Origin of the sequence: Gleimia hominis (assembly GCF_032085515.1) — a bacterium.
Taxonomy (GTDB): domain Bacteria; phylum Actinomycetota; class Actinomycetes; order Actinomycetales; family Actinomycetaceae; genus Gleimia; species Gleimia hominis.
The window spans coordinates 972,759-989,363 of sequence record NZ_JASXSX010000001.1 but is presented as its reverse complement, the minus strand read 5'-3'; the positions used below and the strand labels follow the sequence as shown (position 1 = coordinate 989,363).

The 16,605-nt window shown below is 57.6% G+C and carries 17 protein-coding genes and 1 tRNA gene; 6 read left to right on the top strand and 12 right to left on the bottom strand.

Annotation, left to right across the window (positions count from 1 at the left end; translation table 11 throughout):
- Nucleotides 1-41 precede the first annotated feature (41 nt).
- From QS713_RS04155 to QS713_RS04130, 6 genes are all read right to left on the bottom strand, one after another.
- The gene (locus tag QS713_RS04155) at nt 42-1,121 is read right to left on the bottom strand and encodes a BMP family lipoprotein (protein WP_313272662.1); all 1,080 of its coding nucleotides are present in this window, start codon (nt 1,119-1,121) and stop codon (nt 42-44) included.
- A 158-nt stretch (nt 1,122-1,279) separates the two neighbouring features.
- Nucleotides 1,280-2,500 (bottom strand): mannose-1-phosphate guanylyltransferase, encoded by a 1,221-nt coding sequence (locus QS713_RS04150; protein WP_313272660.1) that lies wholly within the window; start codon nt 2,498-2,500, stop codon nt 1,280-1,282.
- Entirely contained in the window at nt 2,461-3,777 is a 1,317-nt protein-coding gene (locus QS713_RS04145; protein ID WP_313272658.1) for a glycosyltransferase family protein, read from the bottom strand. The genes QS713_RS04150 and QS713_RS04145 overlap by 40 nt, the downstream gene beginning before the upstream one ends.
- An 83-nt stretch (nt 3,778-3,860) precedes the next feature.
- Nucleotides 3,861-4,496, bottom strand: coding sequence for a 50S ribosomal protein L25/general stress protein Ctc (locus QS713_RS04140; RefSeq protein ID WP_313272656.1), 636 nt, complete (start codon nt 4,494-4,496; stop codon nt 3,861-3,863).
- 174 nt (nt 4,497-4,670) lie between these two features.
- A complete protein-coding gene (locus tag QS713_RS04135; protein ID WP_102216140.1) occupies nt 4,671-5,651 on the bottom strand; it encodes a ribose-phosphate diphosphokinase in 981 nt (326 codons plus the stop codon).
- A gap of 33 nt (nt 5,652-5,684) precedes the next feature.
- A complete protein-coding gene (locus QS713_RS04130) occupies nt 5,685-6,716 on the bottom strand; it encodes an NTP transferase domain-containing protein (RefSeq protein ID WP_313272654.1) in 1,032 nt (343 codons plus the stop codon).
- A 471-nt stretch (nt 6,717-7,187) separates the two neighbouring features.
- On the opposite strand from QS713_RS04130, the gene QS713_RS04125 reads away from it, so the two are divergent.
- Nucleotides 7,188-7,394, top strand: a complete 207-nt coding sequence (locus tag QS713_RS04125; RefSeq protein WP_313272652.1) for a hypothetical protein — start codon at nt 7,188-7,190, stop codon at nt 7,392-7,394.
- A 34-nt stretch (nt 7,395-7,428) separates the two neighbouring features.
- Here QS713_RS04125 and QS713_RS04120 read toward each other — a convergent pair whose 3' ends face one another.
- Complete coding sequence (locus QS713_RS04120; protein WP_313272650.1) at nt 7,429-7,695, bottom strand: type II toxin-antitoxin system RelE family toxin; 267 nt, start codon at nt 7,693-7,695, stop codon at nt 7,429-7,431.
- Nucleotides 7,688-7,924, bottom strand: coding sequence for a type II toxin-antitoxin system RelB family antitoxin (relB, locus tag QS713_RS04115; protein WP_313272648.1), 237 nt, complete (start codon nt 7,922-7,924; stop codon nt 7,688-7,690). Before relB ends, QS713_RS04120 begins: the two co-directional genes overlap by 8 nt.
- An 83-nt stretch (nt 7,925-8,007) precedes the next feature.
- On the opposite strand from relB, the gene QS713_RS04110 reads away from it, so the two are divergent.
- On the top strand, nt 8,008-8,154 hold the full coding sequence (locus QS713_RS04110; protein WP_313272646.1) for a YlcI/YnfO family protein: 147 nt from the start codon (nt 8,008-8,010) through the stop codon (nt 8,152-8,154).
- Between the two features lie 231 nt (nt 8,155-8,385).
- Here QS713_RS04110 and QS713_RS04105 read toward each other — a convergent pair.
- Nucleotides 8,386-8,456, bottom strand: a tRNA-Gln gene (locus QS713_RS04105).
- Between the two features lie 190 nt (nt 8,457-8,646).
- Here QS713_RS04105 and QS713_RS04100 point away from each other — a divergent pair.
- The 4 genes from QS713_RS04100 to QS713_RS04085 all read left to right on the top strand — a co-directional run bounded on the left by QS713_RS04100 (nt 8,647) and on the right by QS713_RS04085 (nt 12,499).
- On the top strand, nt 8,647-9,240 hold the full coding sequence (locus QS713_RS04100; protein ID WP_313272644.1) for a TetR/AcrR family transcriptional regulator: 594 nt from the start codon (nt 8,647-8,649) through the stop codon (nt 9,238-9,240).
- 101 nt (nt 9,241-9,341) lie between these two features.
- Nucleotides 9,342-9,869 (top strand): MarR family winged helix-turn-helix transcriptional regulator, encoded by a 528-nt coding sequence (locus QS713_RS04095; RefSeq protein WP_313272642.1) that lies wholly within the window; start codon nt 9,342-9,344, stop codon nt 9,867-9,869.
- 120 nt (nt 9,870-9,989) lie between these two features.
- Nucleotides 9,990-10,832, top strand: a complete 843-nt coding sequence (locus QS713_RS04090; RefSeq protein ID WP_376779549.1) for an ABC transporter ATP-binding protein — start codon at nt 9,990-9,992, stop codon at nt 10,830-10,832.
- Nucleotides 10,817-12,499 (top strand): ABC transporter permease family protein, encoded by a 1,683-nt coding sequence (locus tag QS713_RS04085; RefSeq protein WP_313272640.1) that lies wholly within the window; start codon nt 10,817-10,819, stop codon nt 12,497-12,499. The genes QS713_RS04090 and QS713_RS04085 overlap by 16 nt, the downstream gene beginning before the upstream one ends.
- A gap of 82 nt (nt 12,500-12,581) precedes the next feature.
- On the opposite strand, the gene QS713_RS04080 is transcribed toward QS713_RS04085, so the two are convergent.
- From QS713_RS04080 to rsmA, 3 genes are read right to left on the bottom strand one after another with little or no spacing between them, the layout of a single operon-like run.
- Entirely contained in the window at nt 12,582-14,450 is a 1,869-nt protein-coding gene (locus tag QS713_RS04080; RefSeq protein ID WP_313272638.1) for an ABC-F family ATP-binding cassette domain-containing protein, read from the bottom strand.
- Nucleotides 14,450-15,625, bottom strand: coding sequence for a 4-(cytidine 5'-diphospho)-2-C-methyl-D-erythritol kinase (ispE, locus tag QS713_RS04075; RefSeq protein WP_313272636.1), 1,176 nt, complete (start codon nt 15,623-15,625; stop codon nt 14,450-14,452). The genes QS713_RS04080 and ispE overlap by 1 nt, the downstream gene beginning before the upstream one ends.
- On the bottom strand, nt 15,622-16,512 hold the full coding sequence (gene rsmA / locus QS713_RS04070; protein WP_313272634.1) for a 16S rRNA (adenine(1518)-N(6)/adenine(1519)-N(6))-dimethyltransferase RsmA: 891 nt from the start codon (nt 16,510-16,512) through the stop codon (nt 15,622-15,624). The genes ispE and rsmA overlap by 4 nt, the downstream gene beginning before the upstream one ends.
- Nucleotides 16,513-16,605: the final 93 nt, after the last annotated feature.

Here is a 16,605-nt window from a genome sequence, read left to right as displayed (position 1 = left end):
GTGGGAACGGGCCTGTAATCAGTTAGGGGCAGCACATCAGTTTACGGTTGGTTCTGGGTTTCTACCTTGATCTCACCGCTCGTGATCTGCTCTTGGAGCTTCTTCAGTTTCTCTTTCAGCTCGGCAGGTACCTTGGAGTCGAAGTCGTGGAACGGTGCCATGGAGACACCCCCGTTCTTCAGGTCCCCAATGTAGGGTTTGGAGTCGAACTTACCTTCCTTAACAGACTTGATGGTGTCGAACACGGAGTTCCCGATTTCTTTAACCACCGAGGTGAGAATGATGTCTTTCGACTCCGGTTGCGTGCGGTAGCCGTCGGCGTCAACCCACACGATGGATGCGTTCTTATCGGACGCGTCTTTAACGGCCGCGAGCGCACCGGAACCAACGGGGCCGGCGACGGGCATGATGATATCCGCACCCTGGTCGAGGAACTGCTTAGCGGTCTCTTTACCTTTCGGAACGTCTTCGAAGTTACCGGTGGCAGCGCCGTTTTGTTTCTCTTTGTCCCAACCGAGGAGTTGGACGGCGGAGCCGTTCTCTTCGTTGTAGTGCTTGATGCCGTCGGCGAATCCGTCGGCGAAGATCGCGGTTGTGGGGATCTTCATGCCGAGGAACGTGGCGACCTTACCGGTTTGCGTCATGCCGGCCGCTGCGTAGCCTGCGAGGTAGGCGGCTTCAGCGGTGTTGAACACGAGGGCGCGCGCGTTCTCAGGTGCGTCTTTGAACTGCGAGTCTACAATCGCGAACTTGATGTCCGGGTTTGCTTTTGCTTTGGCTTCTAGCTGGTCTACCATGAGGAAGCCCACGCCGATGATTACGGAGCATTTGTCGCTTACCGCAGCGTCGATGTTGGGTTCGAAGTCAGCTTCGGAGTGGGATTCGATTGCGGAAACCTCTACGCCGAGTTCGTCTTTAGCCTTCATGAGGCCTTCGTGTCCGGACTGGTTGAAAGATTTGTCGTCGAAGCCGCCGGAGTCCGAAATCATGCAGGCTTTGACTTTGTTACCGCCTTCTGATGAGGACTTGCCTTTGTCCCCACTTTCAGGTGCTGCACCACACGCGGTGAGTAGGAGCGCCGTTGCAGCAATGGCGGCCGAGATCTTGGATGCTTTCTTCACTTTCCCCCCTAGTTGGGATTCGTTAGGAGTGATGAACCCAAAGCCTTGGTTAAGGCTCCGCTCTGGTTCGCTGGTTGCCAGATCATTTTACCTCATACGTGGCGGCCAATGGGATAAATCAGCTGCAGAAACTTTAGTTTTAACGAAGTTAGAAGTATTTATACTAGATCATCGAAACCCGCGTTGAGCAGCGCTTTAGGGATGCTTTTCACGTCTTGCGCCCGGTTGGAGTCCATCACCATCACCGCGTCAGGGGTACTTACCACAGTTATTCCCTCTACGCCTAGTGTTACAACAGCCGGTCCGGTAGTGAATACGCGGGCGTTGGCATCAATTTGTACAATTCGCGCGGTCTTATTTTTTAGGGGCTTGAGGGACTCAAAGTCTCCTAGGTCCGACCATTCTGTGTGCAGGGGAACCACCGCGACCTCCCCCTGGTCGGCTGCGGGCATGGCGATTGCATAGTCGAACGCGATTTTCTCCAGTGACTCCCACAGTTCTTCTCGCCGGTTTACTGCCGCGCTGTCCCATTCTTGCGCAAGAGTTAGAACCGCGTCTGCCATGCGGGGGTTGTGGTTGCGCAAATGCTGGGTGAAGGTGTCGGCGCGCATTATGAACATTCCCGCATTCCACAAGTACCCTTCGGATACGAACTGTTCGGCGCGCTGCTGGTCGGGTTTTTCCACAAATGCGTCTGCCGCATAAGCGGGTGTCTGCCCTGGCTTTCCCACAAGCTGGTCCCGCGCATACGCAGGTGCTGGCCCCAGGTCGTGCGAGTCTAGAGCCTGCCCCAGGTTGTGCGAGTCTAGAGCCCGCCCCTGGTCGAGCACATCTACGCGCTGACCGTGCTGGTCTTGAGCCTCACCCTCGTTGCCCTGATCTAAGGGGCGGCCGGGTTTGATGTATCCAAAGGCGGTGGACGCACTTGTGGGTTCGATCCCGAGCGTGACGATTTTTCCGCGCTGAGCAATGCGAGCAGCCGTTTGGACGCACTGGCGAAATAAGTCCTCATCGTCAATAACGTGGTCTGCAGCAAACGAACCCACTACGACGTCCGCACCGTATTGCAACTTCAGGTGGGTGGTGGCAAGCGCTATTGCAGCGAGGGAATCGCGCCCACTGGGTTCCACCAGCACCTGTGCTGCGGAACCAACTTGTGCGCGCACCGCGTCCGCGTGCTCAGCTCCCGTGACGATCGTGATTGACGCGGCCACTGGGGCAAGCCGGCTCACCGTCATTTGCAGCAGTGACCGGTTTGGATCCGCGAGGTTCAATAAAAACTTCGGAGTAGCGCGTCGCGACAGGGGCCACAAGCGGGTTCCTGCGCCACCGGCGGGAATTATGACGTGTAGTTTCGGGTCCGGGTAGTTCTTTTCCACACCCTCCAGCATACGGTGAGTGTCCAGACTACGAGCGCTACGTTGCGCACTACCACAAAAATGCACGCCCACGTGTGCGGTATAGAAGTGGTTGTAGCCAGGAAATAGGGGTAGAGGGTGGGGTAGATGCATTGGGTCATCGCGGTTATCCCGGCCAGTGCAAGGCCCATTTCGGCGTGCCAGCGGGTGCGTTCAAATACCAGCACTGCCGTCCACAGGGGCAGCAGCCAGATCATGTATTGCGGGGAGAAAACTTTGTTTGAGCAGATCAACAGGCCAGTGATCGCGCATGCCAGCAATGCCTTCGTTCCCGCCGTGGTGGGCATCCGGTAGGCGCGCACGCCGAACGTGACGATCAACGCTAGAGTCAGTACCGTCAGAACGGTCCCCACGTGTAGCGACAAAAATACGCCTGGCCCCGAGTAGTCGATTGAGTTGTTAGTGGAAAGCGCGGCGGTGTAAGCACCCGGGTTAAAAGCTCTCACCCACGTGATTGCGGTAGCAACGATCGATTCTGAATGCAGCCCGCGGCCGAACTGCCATCCCAAAGGGGAGAACACACGCTGCCACCCACCTAACAGCGCGCTAATCAAAATGAGCCCCACGCCCGTTCCAAGCAGAGCTAGGCCCGCGCGTTTCCAAGAGCGGGTGAAGGCCGCGAACAGGGTGATTGGCGTGAGTTTCATCGCGGTCCCCCACGCCAGCAGGTGACCGGCCCACGCACGGCTGGTGGCCAGAAACGCAGCCGCCCCCAGCAAGGCGGGCACCAGGTCGAACCGGTTTAACAGCAACGGCCCCATACAGGCCGTCAGTAACGCCCACATCCACCCCGGTTCGGTAAACAACCACACCCAACGCGGCATCGACAGATCGTGCAAAGAGCCAGACAAGTTCGGAGAATGCTCGCCGCTACTTACGCTGCTACGTTCACCGCTGCCAAGTACAGCGCGCGCACCACTGCGCCCATCGCGCCAGTAACTGTTGTTATGCCCATGAGGTTGGGGATCCAGCCGCGGTTGCTGCTTGCGCCAAAGCACTAGGAACCACGCGCCTACCAACAGAACCATGGCCCACGCGAAGCCAGCCTGGTAGGTCTGCGCGTCATTGGTGAACGCAGCCCCAAGAAACAGCAGTGCCGCCGCCGGGGTTGGGTATTCCACCATTGCCCCACTGACACCATGCTTGAGGGCGAACCGGCCCCACTGGTAGTAGTAGTTCACGTCCCCGGTTATGCCCCACGAACCAGTGAGCTGCCACAAGCACCACACGGCCAGCATGGACGCAGCGTAAAAGAGGACATAAGAAAAGCCAAGACCCAGCGCGTTCCGCCGGGCCTTGGCTCTTAAGCGTGAAAGTGAGGTCACTCTTCTTCGGAGTCGTCCTCGCCATCCTCGGAGCCCTCTTCGGCCTCCGCGGACTCCTCGGTTTCCTCCGGTTCTTCTTCCGGCTCTTCCTCCGGAATCATGATGGAACCAATAACCGTGTCCGGCTCCAGGTCCGATTCCACATCGGCTGGGAAGTTAACGTCCGCGATCGTAAGCACGGCGCCTTCCTCAAGACCTTCAATCGACACCTCAATGGACTCGGGAATGTCAATCGCGGGGGCGTGCACCAGCAGCGTGAAGTGCTCTTGCGACAAAATCGTGTTCGGTGCGGACTCACCCACGAACACCAGGGGCACGTCCACATCTACCTTCTCGTCGCGGCGCACAGCCAGCAGGTCCAGGTGGATGATTTCGCGGCGCACCGGGTGACGCTGAATGTCTTTAACGATCGCCAGCTGTTCCTCCCCGTCGCAAACCACGTTCACAAGGGCGTTCTCGTTGTCTTTAACGATGAGGAAAACGTCGTGCGCATTCATGTCCATGTGCACGGGCTCAACTGAGCTTGAGTAAATAACCGCGGGAATCATGCCGGCGCGACGAGCGCGACGAGCAGCGCCTTTACCAAATTCTTTACGGGCTACGCCGTCTAGGCGGGTAATGTGAGTAGCCATATTGTTTATCCTTTCAGAATCTTATTTTTGGACCCCGGAAGGAGCGGAACCACAGGTTTTGCAGCGCACATAATGCGAGCGTTGCAAAAGAGGGGTGTTTCCACGCCCAGTCGATAACGGCAACACCGGTTCCGGTGCGCCCTCGCCGAGGCAACAGGAAAGAGTTTAGCGCAATTAGGCCACACCGTCGAATAGCGAGGTCACCGAGCCGTCGTCAAATACCTCACGTATCGCCCGTGCCAGCAGGGGCGCGATCGGAAGGATCGTGAGTTTATCAAACCGTTTCTCCGCTTTAATAGGGAGCGTATCGGTGATAACCACTTCGGTTGCCCCGCATTCGGACAGGCGCTGGGCCGCCGGTGGGGACAGCACCCCGTGGGTGGCGGCAACAATAACGGATTTCGCACCCGAGTCTTTGAGTACCTTAACAGCTTCCGCAATAGTCCCACCGGTGTCGATGAGGTCGTCAACGAGCACGCAGTTCAAACCTTCCACGTCACCAACCACGCGGTTAGCGACCGCGACATTCGGCCGGGAGGTGTCACGCGTCTTATGCACGAACGCCAGGGGGCAGCCACCGAGCTTGTTCGCCCACTTCTCCGCCACGCGGATACGACCCGCGTCGGGGGAAACAACTGCCACGTGCGATAGGTCCACGCGAGATTTCACGTAGTCCACAAGCACCGGCATGGCCCACAGGTGGTCTACGGGGCCGTCGAAGAAACCTTGGGCTTGTGCGGCGTGCAAGTCCACTGCCATGAGCCGGTCCGCACCCGCGGTTTTAAATAGGTCTGCCATCAGGCGTGCGGAGATGGGTTCGCGGCCTAAGTGTTTTTTGTCTTGCCGTGCGTACGGGTAGAACGGGGCGACTACGGTGATGCGTTTAGCGGATGCGCGTTTGAGCGCATCCACCATAATTAGTTGCTCCATAATCCACTGGTTGATTGGTTCGGTGTGGGATTGCAGTACGAACGCGTCACAGCCGCGCACGGATTCGTTGAACCGCACGTAGATTTCAGAGTTAGCGAAATCGTATGCCGTGGTTGGGAGCACGCCGGTTCCCAGTTCTTTCCCCACCGCCTCCGCTAGTTCTGGGTGAGCTCGGCCGGTAACGAGTACCAAGCGTTTTTCTCCGGAGGTGATGATTCCTGACACTGTACTAATTCTCCTTGCGGCGGTTACGGGATCTTATTGCGGGTCAGAGTCTTTAAATTCGGAAAATGCGGAGGCGACGGTGCCGGCCGCGATTGTCGTGTCGTAGGCGAACACGTGTGGCAGTACCGCCCCTTCTTCTACGCGGGTGTTCCGCAGCGTAGTGTGAGGGCCGATTGTGGCGAAGGGTTCCACGATAGTGGTGCCTTCGAGTACGCATCCGGGTTCGATGGTTACGTCGGGGCCTATTGCCACGTCTTTATCGATTGAGGTTTCGCTTGGGGATACGATCGCCACTCCGCTCAACATGTGCTTGCGCAGGATACGGCGGTTCATTTCGTCACGCAGTTGCGCTAGTTGAGCGCGGTCGTTGCAGCCTTGAGCTTGCCACGTGTCTTTCAGCAAGTACGCGCCCGCTCCCCCGTGTTGTTTGGCGAGGGCAATGGTGTCGGTTAAGTAGACTTCACCCTGGTCGTTGTCTTGTTCGAGGCCCTGGAGCGCTTCTTGTAAGAACTGAGCGTCGAACGCGTAGATACCCGCGTTCATTTCTTTGATTTCACGCTGCTGCGCGGTGGCGTCACGGTGTTCAACGATCGCTGTGACCGTTTCGCCGTCGCGGATTATCCGCCCGTATCCCGTTGGGTCATCGACTACCGTGGTCACCACGGTTACTGCGCGTTTTGATTCTTCGTGCATCCGCGTAAGTTCACGGATCGTGTCACCTTCTAATAGGGGTACGTCCGCTGATATCACGAGGATGGTGCCTTGCAAAGACGCGTGCTTAGAAAGCTCCTGCATACCGCACCACACTGCGCGGCCAGTGCCGGGCACGGCGTCTTGATCGGCAATAATCGCATCAGGTTTCAACTCTTGCACGGCGTTTGCCACGGCCTCACGCTGATGGCGAACCACCACCACCGTGTGCTCCGCGCCGGACTCTTCGGCGGCGTCAATCGCGTGCCCTACTAGCGGCAGCCCACACATGGTGTGCAGCACCTTAGGTGTTGCCGACTTCATGCGCGTCCCCTGCCCAGCAGCCAGGATTATCACAGCGGATGGCGTGGTCAAGTGCCCCTCACTTCAAGAATCGTGCGTGTACAAAACGCGTACATACCAAGCGTTTCTGTCTCGATTGTAAGCCTAGCGCGCCCACCTTCGCCAAATGAGCTGTTAATAACTCACTCGCTCCCGTTGCCAATGCCCTTCGCTGGGGATCTTTGTGTAATTCCTAATGCCGAAGACGGTGTTTTCTTAAGCAATTTCGGATTGATCTGAAAGTGGGTAAGGATTCATCTGAAAGTGGGCACCTGCGAAGAAACAGGTGCCCACCGGGAGTGAGTGCGATCCCCATGTTGGGAACAGCCCGGTCACATAGAAATCATTTTTATAGAGTTACTTACTATTGCCATACGATAACCGGAGAGCCAGCCAAAACGGAAAATAGGGTAAACACGTAGAATGAATACGCAGACCGCATCAGATTTCCATAGTTTCGCTAGTATTTCGCGTTCTTCTGTGGTGTCGTAACGGGGGGGGTAAATGAAACCAGAACAGACCACTACGGGAGTGCTTACTGAGGACATGATCGCGCGTATCGACGAGCAGTACTCGACCGGGAATCTCTCCCCCACAGAGCACGCTATCGGCCCCGTAATCATCGGAGGCCCACACGCAGGTAGTGCTCACCAGCACGGCCTAAAACGCATGCGTATAGACCAGGACCAGACCCGCCAGGACACCCCTTAGCGCTGCCTTCGCACCCACGCTGCAGGGAGTGGGTTTAGTTCTTGTAGATAGTGCTTCTGTGTCCTATCTGTAGGCCCAAAATCACTAGCTCTTGGTCTTGTATCTGGCAGATAATCCAGTAGCTTCCGACCCGGTACCGCCACAAACCAGCTAGGTTACCGGTTAGGGCTTTACCGCTTTGACGCGGGTCCCCATCGGCTATTTCTTCGAGCTTAGCCACAATCCGAGCCCTGATCGGCCGATCCAGCTTCGCTAACTCCACCCGCGCCGTGCGGGACAGGCGAATCCTCCACCTAGTCAAGCCCCAGGTCCGCCTTCACATCCTCCAGCGCGTAGGTAGGCTCACCAGCCCGAATACGCTCCAGAGCAGCCACAGCCATGTAATAGTCCTCCAAGTCCTCCAGATAGGCTTCTAGAGCCTCCCGCACGTACACCGCACTAGGCCTACGCGTACGCTCGCTCAACGCGTCTAAACGCCTCTTCGTATCCCGAGGAAGCCGCACACTCACCACATCTGTAACACCACTCATGTAAACAAGTATGCACACGACCTAGCCGAACCGCACCGATTACAATACAATGTTTACACTTCATACAAACTAGTGAGGTTCTCATGTCCGCACCAGTAACCGCGCCAACAGCGGTACGTCTACCCGTTGACCTACTTCACCGTTACGACCGTCTAGCTAAAGCCACTGGCCGCACCCGCACGTACTACCGGTACCCCCTAACAGTGAAGTGGTCGGGGCTTTCTGTTTGAGTAGATGGGCATAGTTTGGGTTATGCGGAAGAAGTTTGATCAAGGCGTGGATACCGCGACGTAAAAAGGACGAGGGCGTTCAACCCGGAATGGGCGTGATAGGGGGAACTCGTCAGCCAGGTGGAGCGGCTTCCACTGCTGCCGTGGCGAACCGGTTATGGAGCGCTAACACCCCGTATGTGAAGACCCACCAAGGAGGGTTTCACCTATAGAGCTTTCTAACCTAAAAAGTTCCGCCCCTAGGATTCGAACCCAGACTAGAGGTACCAAAAACCTCTGTGCTGCCATTACACCAGGGCGGATTAGCAACAGCTATTTTGCCATACTTCCTCCTCAGATATCCAATGCGTGTGAGATAACCTGCTCACACCCCGTTCAAAACGGCGAGGCAAGTACACTGATCACTAACCGGAACCTAGGTTTAGCCCCACCGAGTGGGCGACCTTAATACTTGCGGATGGAGGCCTCAAAATTACCGTCAAACGCACGCGCATGAGCGGAATCGAACGCCGCGAACAACTAATAGAAGTGGCACGCACACTGTTCGCCTCCAAAGGGTTCGACACCACCTCGGTAGAAGAAATAGCGTCCGCAGCCGGCGTAACAAAACCAGTGGTATACGAACACTTCGGTGGTAAAGAAGGCCTCTACGCAGTAATCGTCGACCGGGAAGTACGCCGGCTCGTCAGCACAATCGCAAACTCACTCGAATCCTCCCTACACCCACGTGAAATTGTAGAAAACACAGCCCTCTCCCTACTGGACTACATCGACAACCACGCGGACGGGTTCCGCGTACTTGTGCGCGACGCGCCGAAAGCGCAATCCCTCGGCTCCTACTCGTCCGTCATTGGTGACGTCGCCTCTCGCGTGGAACACCTACTTGCACGCCAATTCGAAGTCGGGCGAATGGATAAAAAATGGGCACCACTATACGCCCAGATGCTCGTTGGCCTCATCGCCCAAGTTGGCCAATGGTGGCTAGAAGAAAACGCGTTCGACAAACACACAGTTGCCGCACACGTGGTGAACCTCACCTGGCTAGGTTTACGTAACCTTGAATCAGATCCCCACCTGAAGGGATAGAAACCAAACACAAGCACAGCCTCAAAAAAACAAGGCGGCGACACGCAACATAAGAGCCGAAAGTCCCACACAAACCTCTCGATATCAAGTATCTTGAAATTGTGAGTAATGAAACTAGTCAAACTAGTCATGAGGATGACGTAGACCGGATCGTGGGGGCGTGGGAAGTGCAGCGCCCCGATCTGGATACCTCCCCCATGCTCATTTTCTCCAGAATCACCCGCATCGCCCGGCACCTCGACTTGGCTCGACGAGCCGCATTCTCGAGCCACGAACTCGAACCGTGGGAATTCGACGTGCTCTCGTCTCTGCGACGCGCCGGTAAGCCCTACGCACTGACGCCCGGGAACCTCATGAACGAACTACTCGTCTCGTCCGGTACCATGACCAACCGGATTGACCGTCTAGAAGCCAAAGGTCTAGTGGAACGATCCCGCTCCTCCACCGACCGTCGCGCAGTGCTCGTCACCCTCACGTCAAACGGGAAGCAAAAAGTTGACGCGGCCCTATCCTCATTACTCGACGCCGAACGCGCGCTCCTGGTGAGTCTGACGAAACGACAACGCGAAAACCTCAGTAAACTCCTGCGGCCCATACTGCTGACTTTTGCGCCAAAAACGCGGCACTGAGGGCACGCGTGAACCTTGTTCGCATACCTGTGGTTTATTAAACTAAGTGGGTAATAGTGCGGATTAGCGCGCAAATGCGTGTATCCACTACCATTTCGACACCCCTTTTTAAGGAGGACCATGGCGCACGAAGATGCCCCCGTCGGGAACGAATCAAAAACCGATGGGCAACCGACACTGCCAAACTTCACCAAAGAACAACCACAATCGAACGAACCTGCGCTAGAAATGCTGCAGCTCGCTAAAGTGTTCGGCAACACAGTTGCGGTAGCAGACATGACGCTTTCCATCCCCACCGGATCGTTCTACGGCATTGTTGGGCCCAACGGGGCGGGTAAAACCACGTGCCTGAACATGGCCACCGGCTTGCTGAAACCAGACCACGGTACCGCCCGCATCTGCGGCATCGACATGTGGACCAACCAGGCTGAGGCGAAAACAAAACTTGGAGTAATGCCTGACGGCATGCGCCTGTTCAACCGACTGTCGGGCCCGGCCCTCGTGACCTACATGGGAATGCTGCGCGGCCTCGACAAAGATGTTGCTCAAGAACGTGCGGACGCGCTTGTGCGGGCACTCGGGTTAGAAGAAGCGCAGAAAAAACCCGTGTCCGACTACTCCGCCGGGATGACCAAGAAGATCGCGCTCGCCTGTTCCCTCGTGCACGGCCCCCGGGTGCTGGTGCTAGACGAACCCTTCGAAGCAGTGGACCCGATTTCGGCAGCGAACATCCGCGATATCCTCAGCAACTTCGTGGGCGGCGGTGGCACCGTAGTGCTATCCAGCCACGTGATGGCGAACGTGCAGAAAATGTGCAGCCACGTGGCAATCATCAACCACGGTAAAGTACTCACCCACGGAACCACCGAAGAGGTTTCCCAAGGCAAGGACTTAGACGACGTCTTCACCTCCCTCATTGGCGGCGTCCACCATGCGGAAGGGCTCGAATGGTTGCAACAGTAGTTTCCCTAAAACTTAGAATCTCTTGGGCTAATTTTGTCCACGCCAAATGGAAGATCATTCTTTTTGCCCTCGTCGGCCTGTACCTCTTAACTATCTACGGTGTAACGCAGGCAGCTATGTTCCACCTCGGACGCGTAGGGACCGCCCCTACCTCCGTGGCCTATGGCAGCATTCTCGTGGGCCTGCTGATTACACTTGCTTGGGCGGGCGCACCCTTCTTCGGGTTCGGGTTAGATAACTCGCTGACACCATCGAATTTTGCTCCTTTCGTAGCCCCATCGCGGTCACTAGCCCACGCTTTGATTTTGGCGACCATGGTTGGCCCCGGAGGTTTCGTCACCTTCGCGGTCGCAATACTGCCAGCTACATACCTATTTTCTGCCGGCCACGTTTTAGCGGGCGTTCTAGCAATCGTCGCGGCTCTAGTTTTTACCTATATTTGTGCGCTAGTAAGCCGCCTTATAGGGGTGGCTGTGGACGGTTCCCTGTCGCACTCATCTAAATGGCGGGACCGTTCGGCAACCATCGCCACGGTTGTCTTCCTTCTATTTGTCGCCCCCGCAGGCGCCTGGATGAACGCGTTGGCAGACAAGGATATTTTCAGCACCGTCCTGCGAATCGGCGAAGTCTTAAGCTGGACGCCACTAACGAACCCCACTGCCCTACCACCACTGTTAGCGGGCGGACAGTACGTCCCCGCTTTGTTAGGTGTGCTGTACGCAGCCGTGGGAATAGCAGCTTTGCTGTGGCTGTGGACTCGGGCACTAGCCCCCAGTATGCGCGGGCGTTCCCACCCCATTAGCCAACAGGCACGCGAAGCGATTGAAGCTGGGCGCCACCTGGTGGACCCCACGCAAGAAGCAACACGGCAGCAGAAACAATCTAAAGACAATGGTCTGCCTCTACTGGGCATGTGGACCCGCCTGGGCGTATCAAACCCCACCAGTGCTATCGCTGCCCGTACCCTGTCTGCTTGCCTGGGTGACCCAAGGCTGTTCACCTCGTTCATCGCCACGTTGATTTTCCCAATCCTGGGCATTGCAATGACGAAACTTACCGTAGATTCTGATCCGACCACGGGCTCGATCGCGGGGATGTTCATTTACCTCGTACCAATTCTTATGGGCTCCACCATGGCTCTGTTGGTATCCTACGATTCCACAGCGTTCTGGATGCATGTCAGTGCAGGTGTCAAAGGCTGGCAAGATAGGTTCGGTCGCTTTCTCGGAAGCCTGCTACCAGCAGTAACCGTAATCGTAATCTCTTCGATTGCCTTCGGCGCGTTCTTGCCCGAAGCTGGCTCCGCTATCAACTGGACGTTAAAACTACTGTCTATTTACCTGGTGACGTTTGGTTTAGGCTCCACGTTCACTGGGCGTTACAGTATTGGCGTGCAACCACCAGGGTCTTCCCCACTGGCGTCGAAAGGCACGGGGAACCAGATGGTGAACATGCTAATTAGTTTCGGCTTAATGGCAGGCGGATTCATCCTCTCGCTCCCAGGGTTACTGATCTACTGGAAGGTCCTCCCCGGCATAGCGGGCAGTCTTGTAATGCTCGCCTGGTCCGTAATCATCCTGCTTGCCGGCATGGCAATCGGCGGCAAAGTGTTCGACTCCGGCCAGGTCAAACTACTTAATCTAATCCGCTCCTGGCCCGGCCACTAAGCCTTGGCCAAAAGTCAGAACTGAGCGCGCTCGAAGCTCCGGCTTCGGGCGCGCTTGGCTTGTGCTTTGCGCTCAAGCCAACTTAGCTGAGGTCTTCCGCCCGCTCGGCGGCTTCTAACCACTGGGTCTCTAAGGCCTCATGGGCAGATTGAAGCGACTTCAACTGGGCCGCTAAATCCGCCATCTCTTGAATCTGCTGCGCGTTCGGAGCGGGAATAGACGAAACGTCCGCAAGCTGCGCTTCAACTTTTTCAATCTGCGTGCTACTGCGCTTCATCTGCCGCTCCACCCGCTGCGCTTCCTTGCGTGCTTCCCGCGAAAGCTGGGCATCAGACGGCCCCGCATCCGCAGCAGCCGCCGCACCGGCCGCAACCGCACCGGCCCCATCCATGGTTTGACCAGCACGTACCCGCAGGTACTGCTCTACCCCACCCGGTAGGTCAACGATTTTCCTATCCCCATACAGAGCAACCTGAGAGGAAGTTACGCGTTCCAGCAGGTAACGGTCGTGCGAAACCACCACGAGTGTGCCCGCAAAAGAATCCAGCAGATCCTCCATCGCTGCAAGCGTGTCCGTGTCTAAATCGTTAGTGGGCTCATCCAGCAGCAGCACGTTCGGCTGGGCCATTAATAGGCGTACCAACTGCAGGCGGCGCCGTTCCCCACCTGAAATATCGGCCACTGGTGTCCACGCGCGATCGCGGTTGAATCCGATGCGTTCCACAATCTGGCTGGCAGTCAGCTCTTTGCCACCGACGTCAATCGACAGCGCCACCTGCGCCACTGCCTCCGTGACCCGCAAGTGCGAAACCTCATCCAGCTCATGCGTGTCCTGCGACAACGTGGCCACCTGCACGGTTTTCCCGCGTTTAACCCGGCCGTGGTCGGGCTGCAAATCGCCCGCCAGCAGCCGCATCAACGTGGTTTTACCAGCGCCATTAACTCCCACCACGCCCACGCGTTGGCCCGGTGCGAGCCGCCAAGTGACGTCATCAAAAATCATTCGGTCACCAAACCTCAAGCTCACGCCCTCGAGATCTAAGACCTGCTTGCCAAGCCGTGCGGAAGCAATCCGCACCAACTCCACTTCGTCGCGCGGTGGGGGCTCGTTCCCAATCAACGCTTCCGCCGCATCCACGCGGAACCGTGGTTTCGAAGTGCGGGCCGGGGCGCCCCGCTGCAGCCACGCCAGTTCTTTGCGCAACAGGTTCTGCCGTTTCTCTTCCGCTAACTGCGCCAGCCGTGCCCGCTCGGCCCGAGCCAGCACATACGCCGCATAGGAGCCTTCGTAAAACTCAATCCGCCCCGGCCGTTGATCGCGGCCGTAACCCGGTTCCACCCCCGGTACCACTTCCCACACCTGGTTGCACACGGCGTCTAAGAACCACCGGTCGTGCGTCACCACAATCAACGCGCCATGGCCGCGTGCCAAGCGCTTATTCAAATGCGCTGCGAGCCACGCCACGCCCTCAACATCTAAATGGTTCGTGGGTTCGTCTAACACCACCACGTCTGCGGGCCGGCCTTGCACCACGCCTTCGGACAGGACTGCGGCGAGCGAAACGCGGCGGCGCTGACCGCCGGATAGTTCGTTCATCGGGCGGGTGATGTCAATATCGGCCAGCAGCCCTGCGTGAATGTCGCGAATATCTGGGTTCGACGCCCACTCGTATTCCTCTAGTCCAGGGTGGATCAGCTGGATTGCCGGCACCGGGTCCGTGTTATCACGCTGCGTCAAGTGAGTGAACCGCATGCCGTCGCGAGCGGTAATATACCCGTCGTCGGGCTCGCGCAAACCCGTGAGCAGATTCAGTAACGTTGACTTACCGGCCCCGTTCGGCCCCAGCACGCCCACGCGGTCACCCTCGTGGATAGACACGTTAATATCCGCCAGGATTTCGCGCGAACCCCCGATGGCCTTCAGGTTGTGGGTAGAGAAAAGGTGAGCCATTATTCCTCTGTTCTAGCCAGCGTCAGCATTTGTGGTTCCTGAGGCCCCGGGGCGTCGGTGCACGGCTTCTCGGTGGCCGCTGGGTCGGTCTGCGATTCCTTGGTGGCGGGGGCGTCGGTGCGCGATTTCTCAGTGGCCGTGACGTCGGTGCGCGGCTTCTCGGTGGCCGCCGGGCCTGCCAGGGTTTCCACGCGAGCGCCCACCACTGGCCCGTGGGTGCATAGGCAATCTTCCACATCGGCAAATTCGCTAATTGTTTGGGCAAGTTGCTGCGCGTGTTCGCCGTCGCGCGCAAGCACCGCGATCGTGGGTCCCGAACCAGACACGAGCGCAGCGAGCGCATCCGTGTGGTTTATACGCGTCATGATGCGTGCCAGGTCTGGGCGCATTTCGAGGGCACTGGCCTGCAAGTCGTTGGTCAAAAGGTGCTTGAGGTCCGTGGCGGGCCCGAGGGCCTTATACCGGTCCTGTGTGCGCAAACTGGTTGGCAGCTTCTCGCGGCCACGCTGGTGAGTGTCGAATGTTTTGAACACAGCTGGGGTGGACAGGCCGTTGCGTACCAGGACCATCACCCAGTGGTGCGTTTGCCCGTGCCCCAGCTTTGTCATCTGATCGCCGTAGCGCAACCCGAGCGAGGTACCACCCATGAGGCATGCCGGCACATCCGCCCCGAGTTCTGCCCCGATTTCTAACAGCTGCTGCATTGTTAGTTTGAGGCCCAGTAGTTCGTTGACGGCCACGAGCGCTGCCGCCGCATCCGCTGACCCTCCGGCCATTCCCCCAGCCATGGGTACGCGTTTAAGAACCTCAAACTCTAATCCGGGCGGTAAGGCAGCTGCGCCATCGTCCCCTATGGACCGCGGGCCCTGATTATGCGCACACCGGGCTTGCTGCATACGCTTTTGCGCTTCTTGTAGCAACCGCTCCCCCGCTTTGACCGCCAAGTTTTGCTGCGGTTCGAGCGCGTTGATGGCCTCTTCAATCCGTTTACTACCGGGCCCTAGCTGCACGGTGGTGTGCACATGGCTGGGCCCAGCGCACGGTGTTACCCGCACGGTTTCGCGCATGTTTAGGGCCTCAAAAATGGAGTAAAGGGGGTGGTACCCGTCTTCTAACCGACCAACCTGGAGTACTAGATTCAGCTTAGCCGGCGCGGAAGCAGTAACTGCTTTCACCGACCGACCTCCCGCTGTTGGTGCACGGCCCAGGCGAGGCGGTCAAAATCTTCTACCGTTAAAGTTTCCCCCCGGCGCGTGGGGTCGATTTGGGCGCGGGAGAAAACCGTGTTTAGGTCCACGTCACTCAAAGCGTTTTTTAGGGCGGCGCGCAGCATTTTGCGTCGTTGCGCAAAGGCGGTGTCGACCAGTTTGAACGTGGTTTCGCGCGGGGCCAGCCACGTGGGTTCGCTGCGAGTTATGCGCACGATTGAGGAATCTACGTTCGGCACGGGCCAGAACACGGATCGGCTAATCGCCCCCGCCAGCTGGGCATGCCCGTACCACGCGGTTTTAACCGACGGCACCCCGTAGATCTTTGAGCCTGCCTGTGCGCTGAGGCGCTGCGCAACTTCGGTTTGTACCATCACCAGCATTTCGGACACGGTTTCGAAGTGCTTCAAAACGTTTAGAACTAGAGGTACTGCCACGTTGTATGGCAGGTTTGCGACCATCCGCGTTGGCGCTTCCCAGTTTTCCGTTTCACCCTGCGCGTTCACGGCTTGGTTTAGTTCTTCGCTTGAGGTTACGGCCAGCGCGTCTGCTTGGAGCACTCGCAGTGGTTGGGGTTCGTCGGTGAACCCTTGCACGGTGGCGGGCAGGGCGGTCGCGAGAATGGGGTCGATCTCGATTGCGCTGACCCGCGCACCAGCTTCTAGTAAGCCAAGAGTTAGGGATCCGAGTCCGGGCCCGACTTCTAGGACGTGGTCGCCGGGTTGGATGTTGGCTGCGCGCACGATTTTGCGTACGGTGGCGGCGTCGTGCACAAAGTTTTGCCCAAGCGTTTTTGTTGGGCGTATGCCGAGTGTTTTGCAGATCTCGCGCACGTGCGCGGGAGATAGGAGCATGTATTACCAACCCACTGGATGTAGCGAACAGATTTTGGTGCCTACCTAGTATAACGCCTCCGCTGGAGGACGCGGTTTTGCGTTTCCAACGGA

Bases quoted from the DNA above. Each gene is read 5' to 3' on its own strand.
- QS713_RS04145 (WP_313272658.1), bottom strand. From the start codon at position 3,777: ATGCTGGCCGTGTGGTGCTTGTGGCAGCTCACTGGTTCGTGGGGCATA.
- QS713_RS04140 (WP_313272656.1), bottom strand. From the start codon at position 4,496: ATGGCTACTCACATTACCCGCCTAGACGGCGTAGCCCGTAAAGAATTT.
- QS713_RS04125 (WP_313272652.1), top strand. From the start codon at position 7,188: ATGAAACCAGAACAGACCACTACGGGAGTGCTTACTGAGGACATGATC.
- relB (WP_313272648.1), bottom strand. From the start codon at position 7,924: ATGAGTGGTGTTACAGATGTGGTGAGTGTGCGGCTTCCTCGGGATACG.
- QS713_RS04110 (WP_313272646.1), top strand. From the start codon at position 8,008: ATGTCCGCACCAGTAACCGCGCCAACAGCGGTACGTCTACCCGTTGAC.
- QS713_RS04100 (WP_313272644.1), top strand. From the start codon at position 8,647: ATGAGCGGAATCGAACGCCGCGAACAACTAATAGAAGTGGCACGCACA.
- QS713_RS04090 (WP_376779549.1), top strand. From the start codon at position 9,990: ATGGCGCACGAAGATGCCCCCGTCGGGAACGAATCAAAAACCGATGGG.
- QS713_RS04085 (WP_313272640.1), top strand. From the start codon at position 10,817: ATGGTTGCAACAGTAGTTTCCCTAAAACTTAGAATCTCTTGGGCTAAT.
- QS713_RS04080 (WP_313272638.1), bottom strand. From the start codon at position 14,450: ATGGCTCACCTTTTCTCTACCCACAACCTGAAGGCCATCGGGGGTTCG.
- rsmA (WP_313272634.1), bottom strand. From the start codon at position 16,512: ATGCTCCTATCTCCCGCGCACGTGCGCGAGATCTGCAAAACACTCGGC.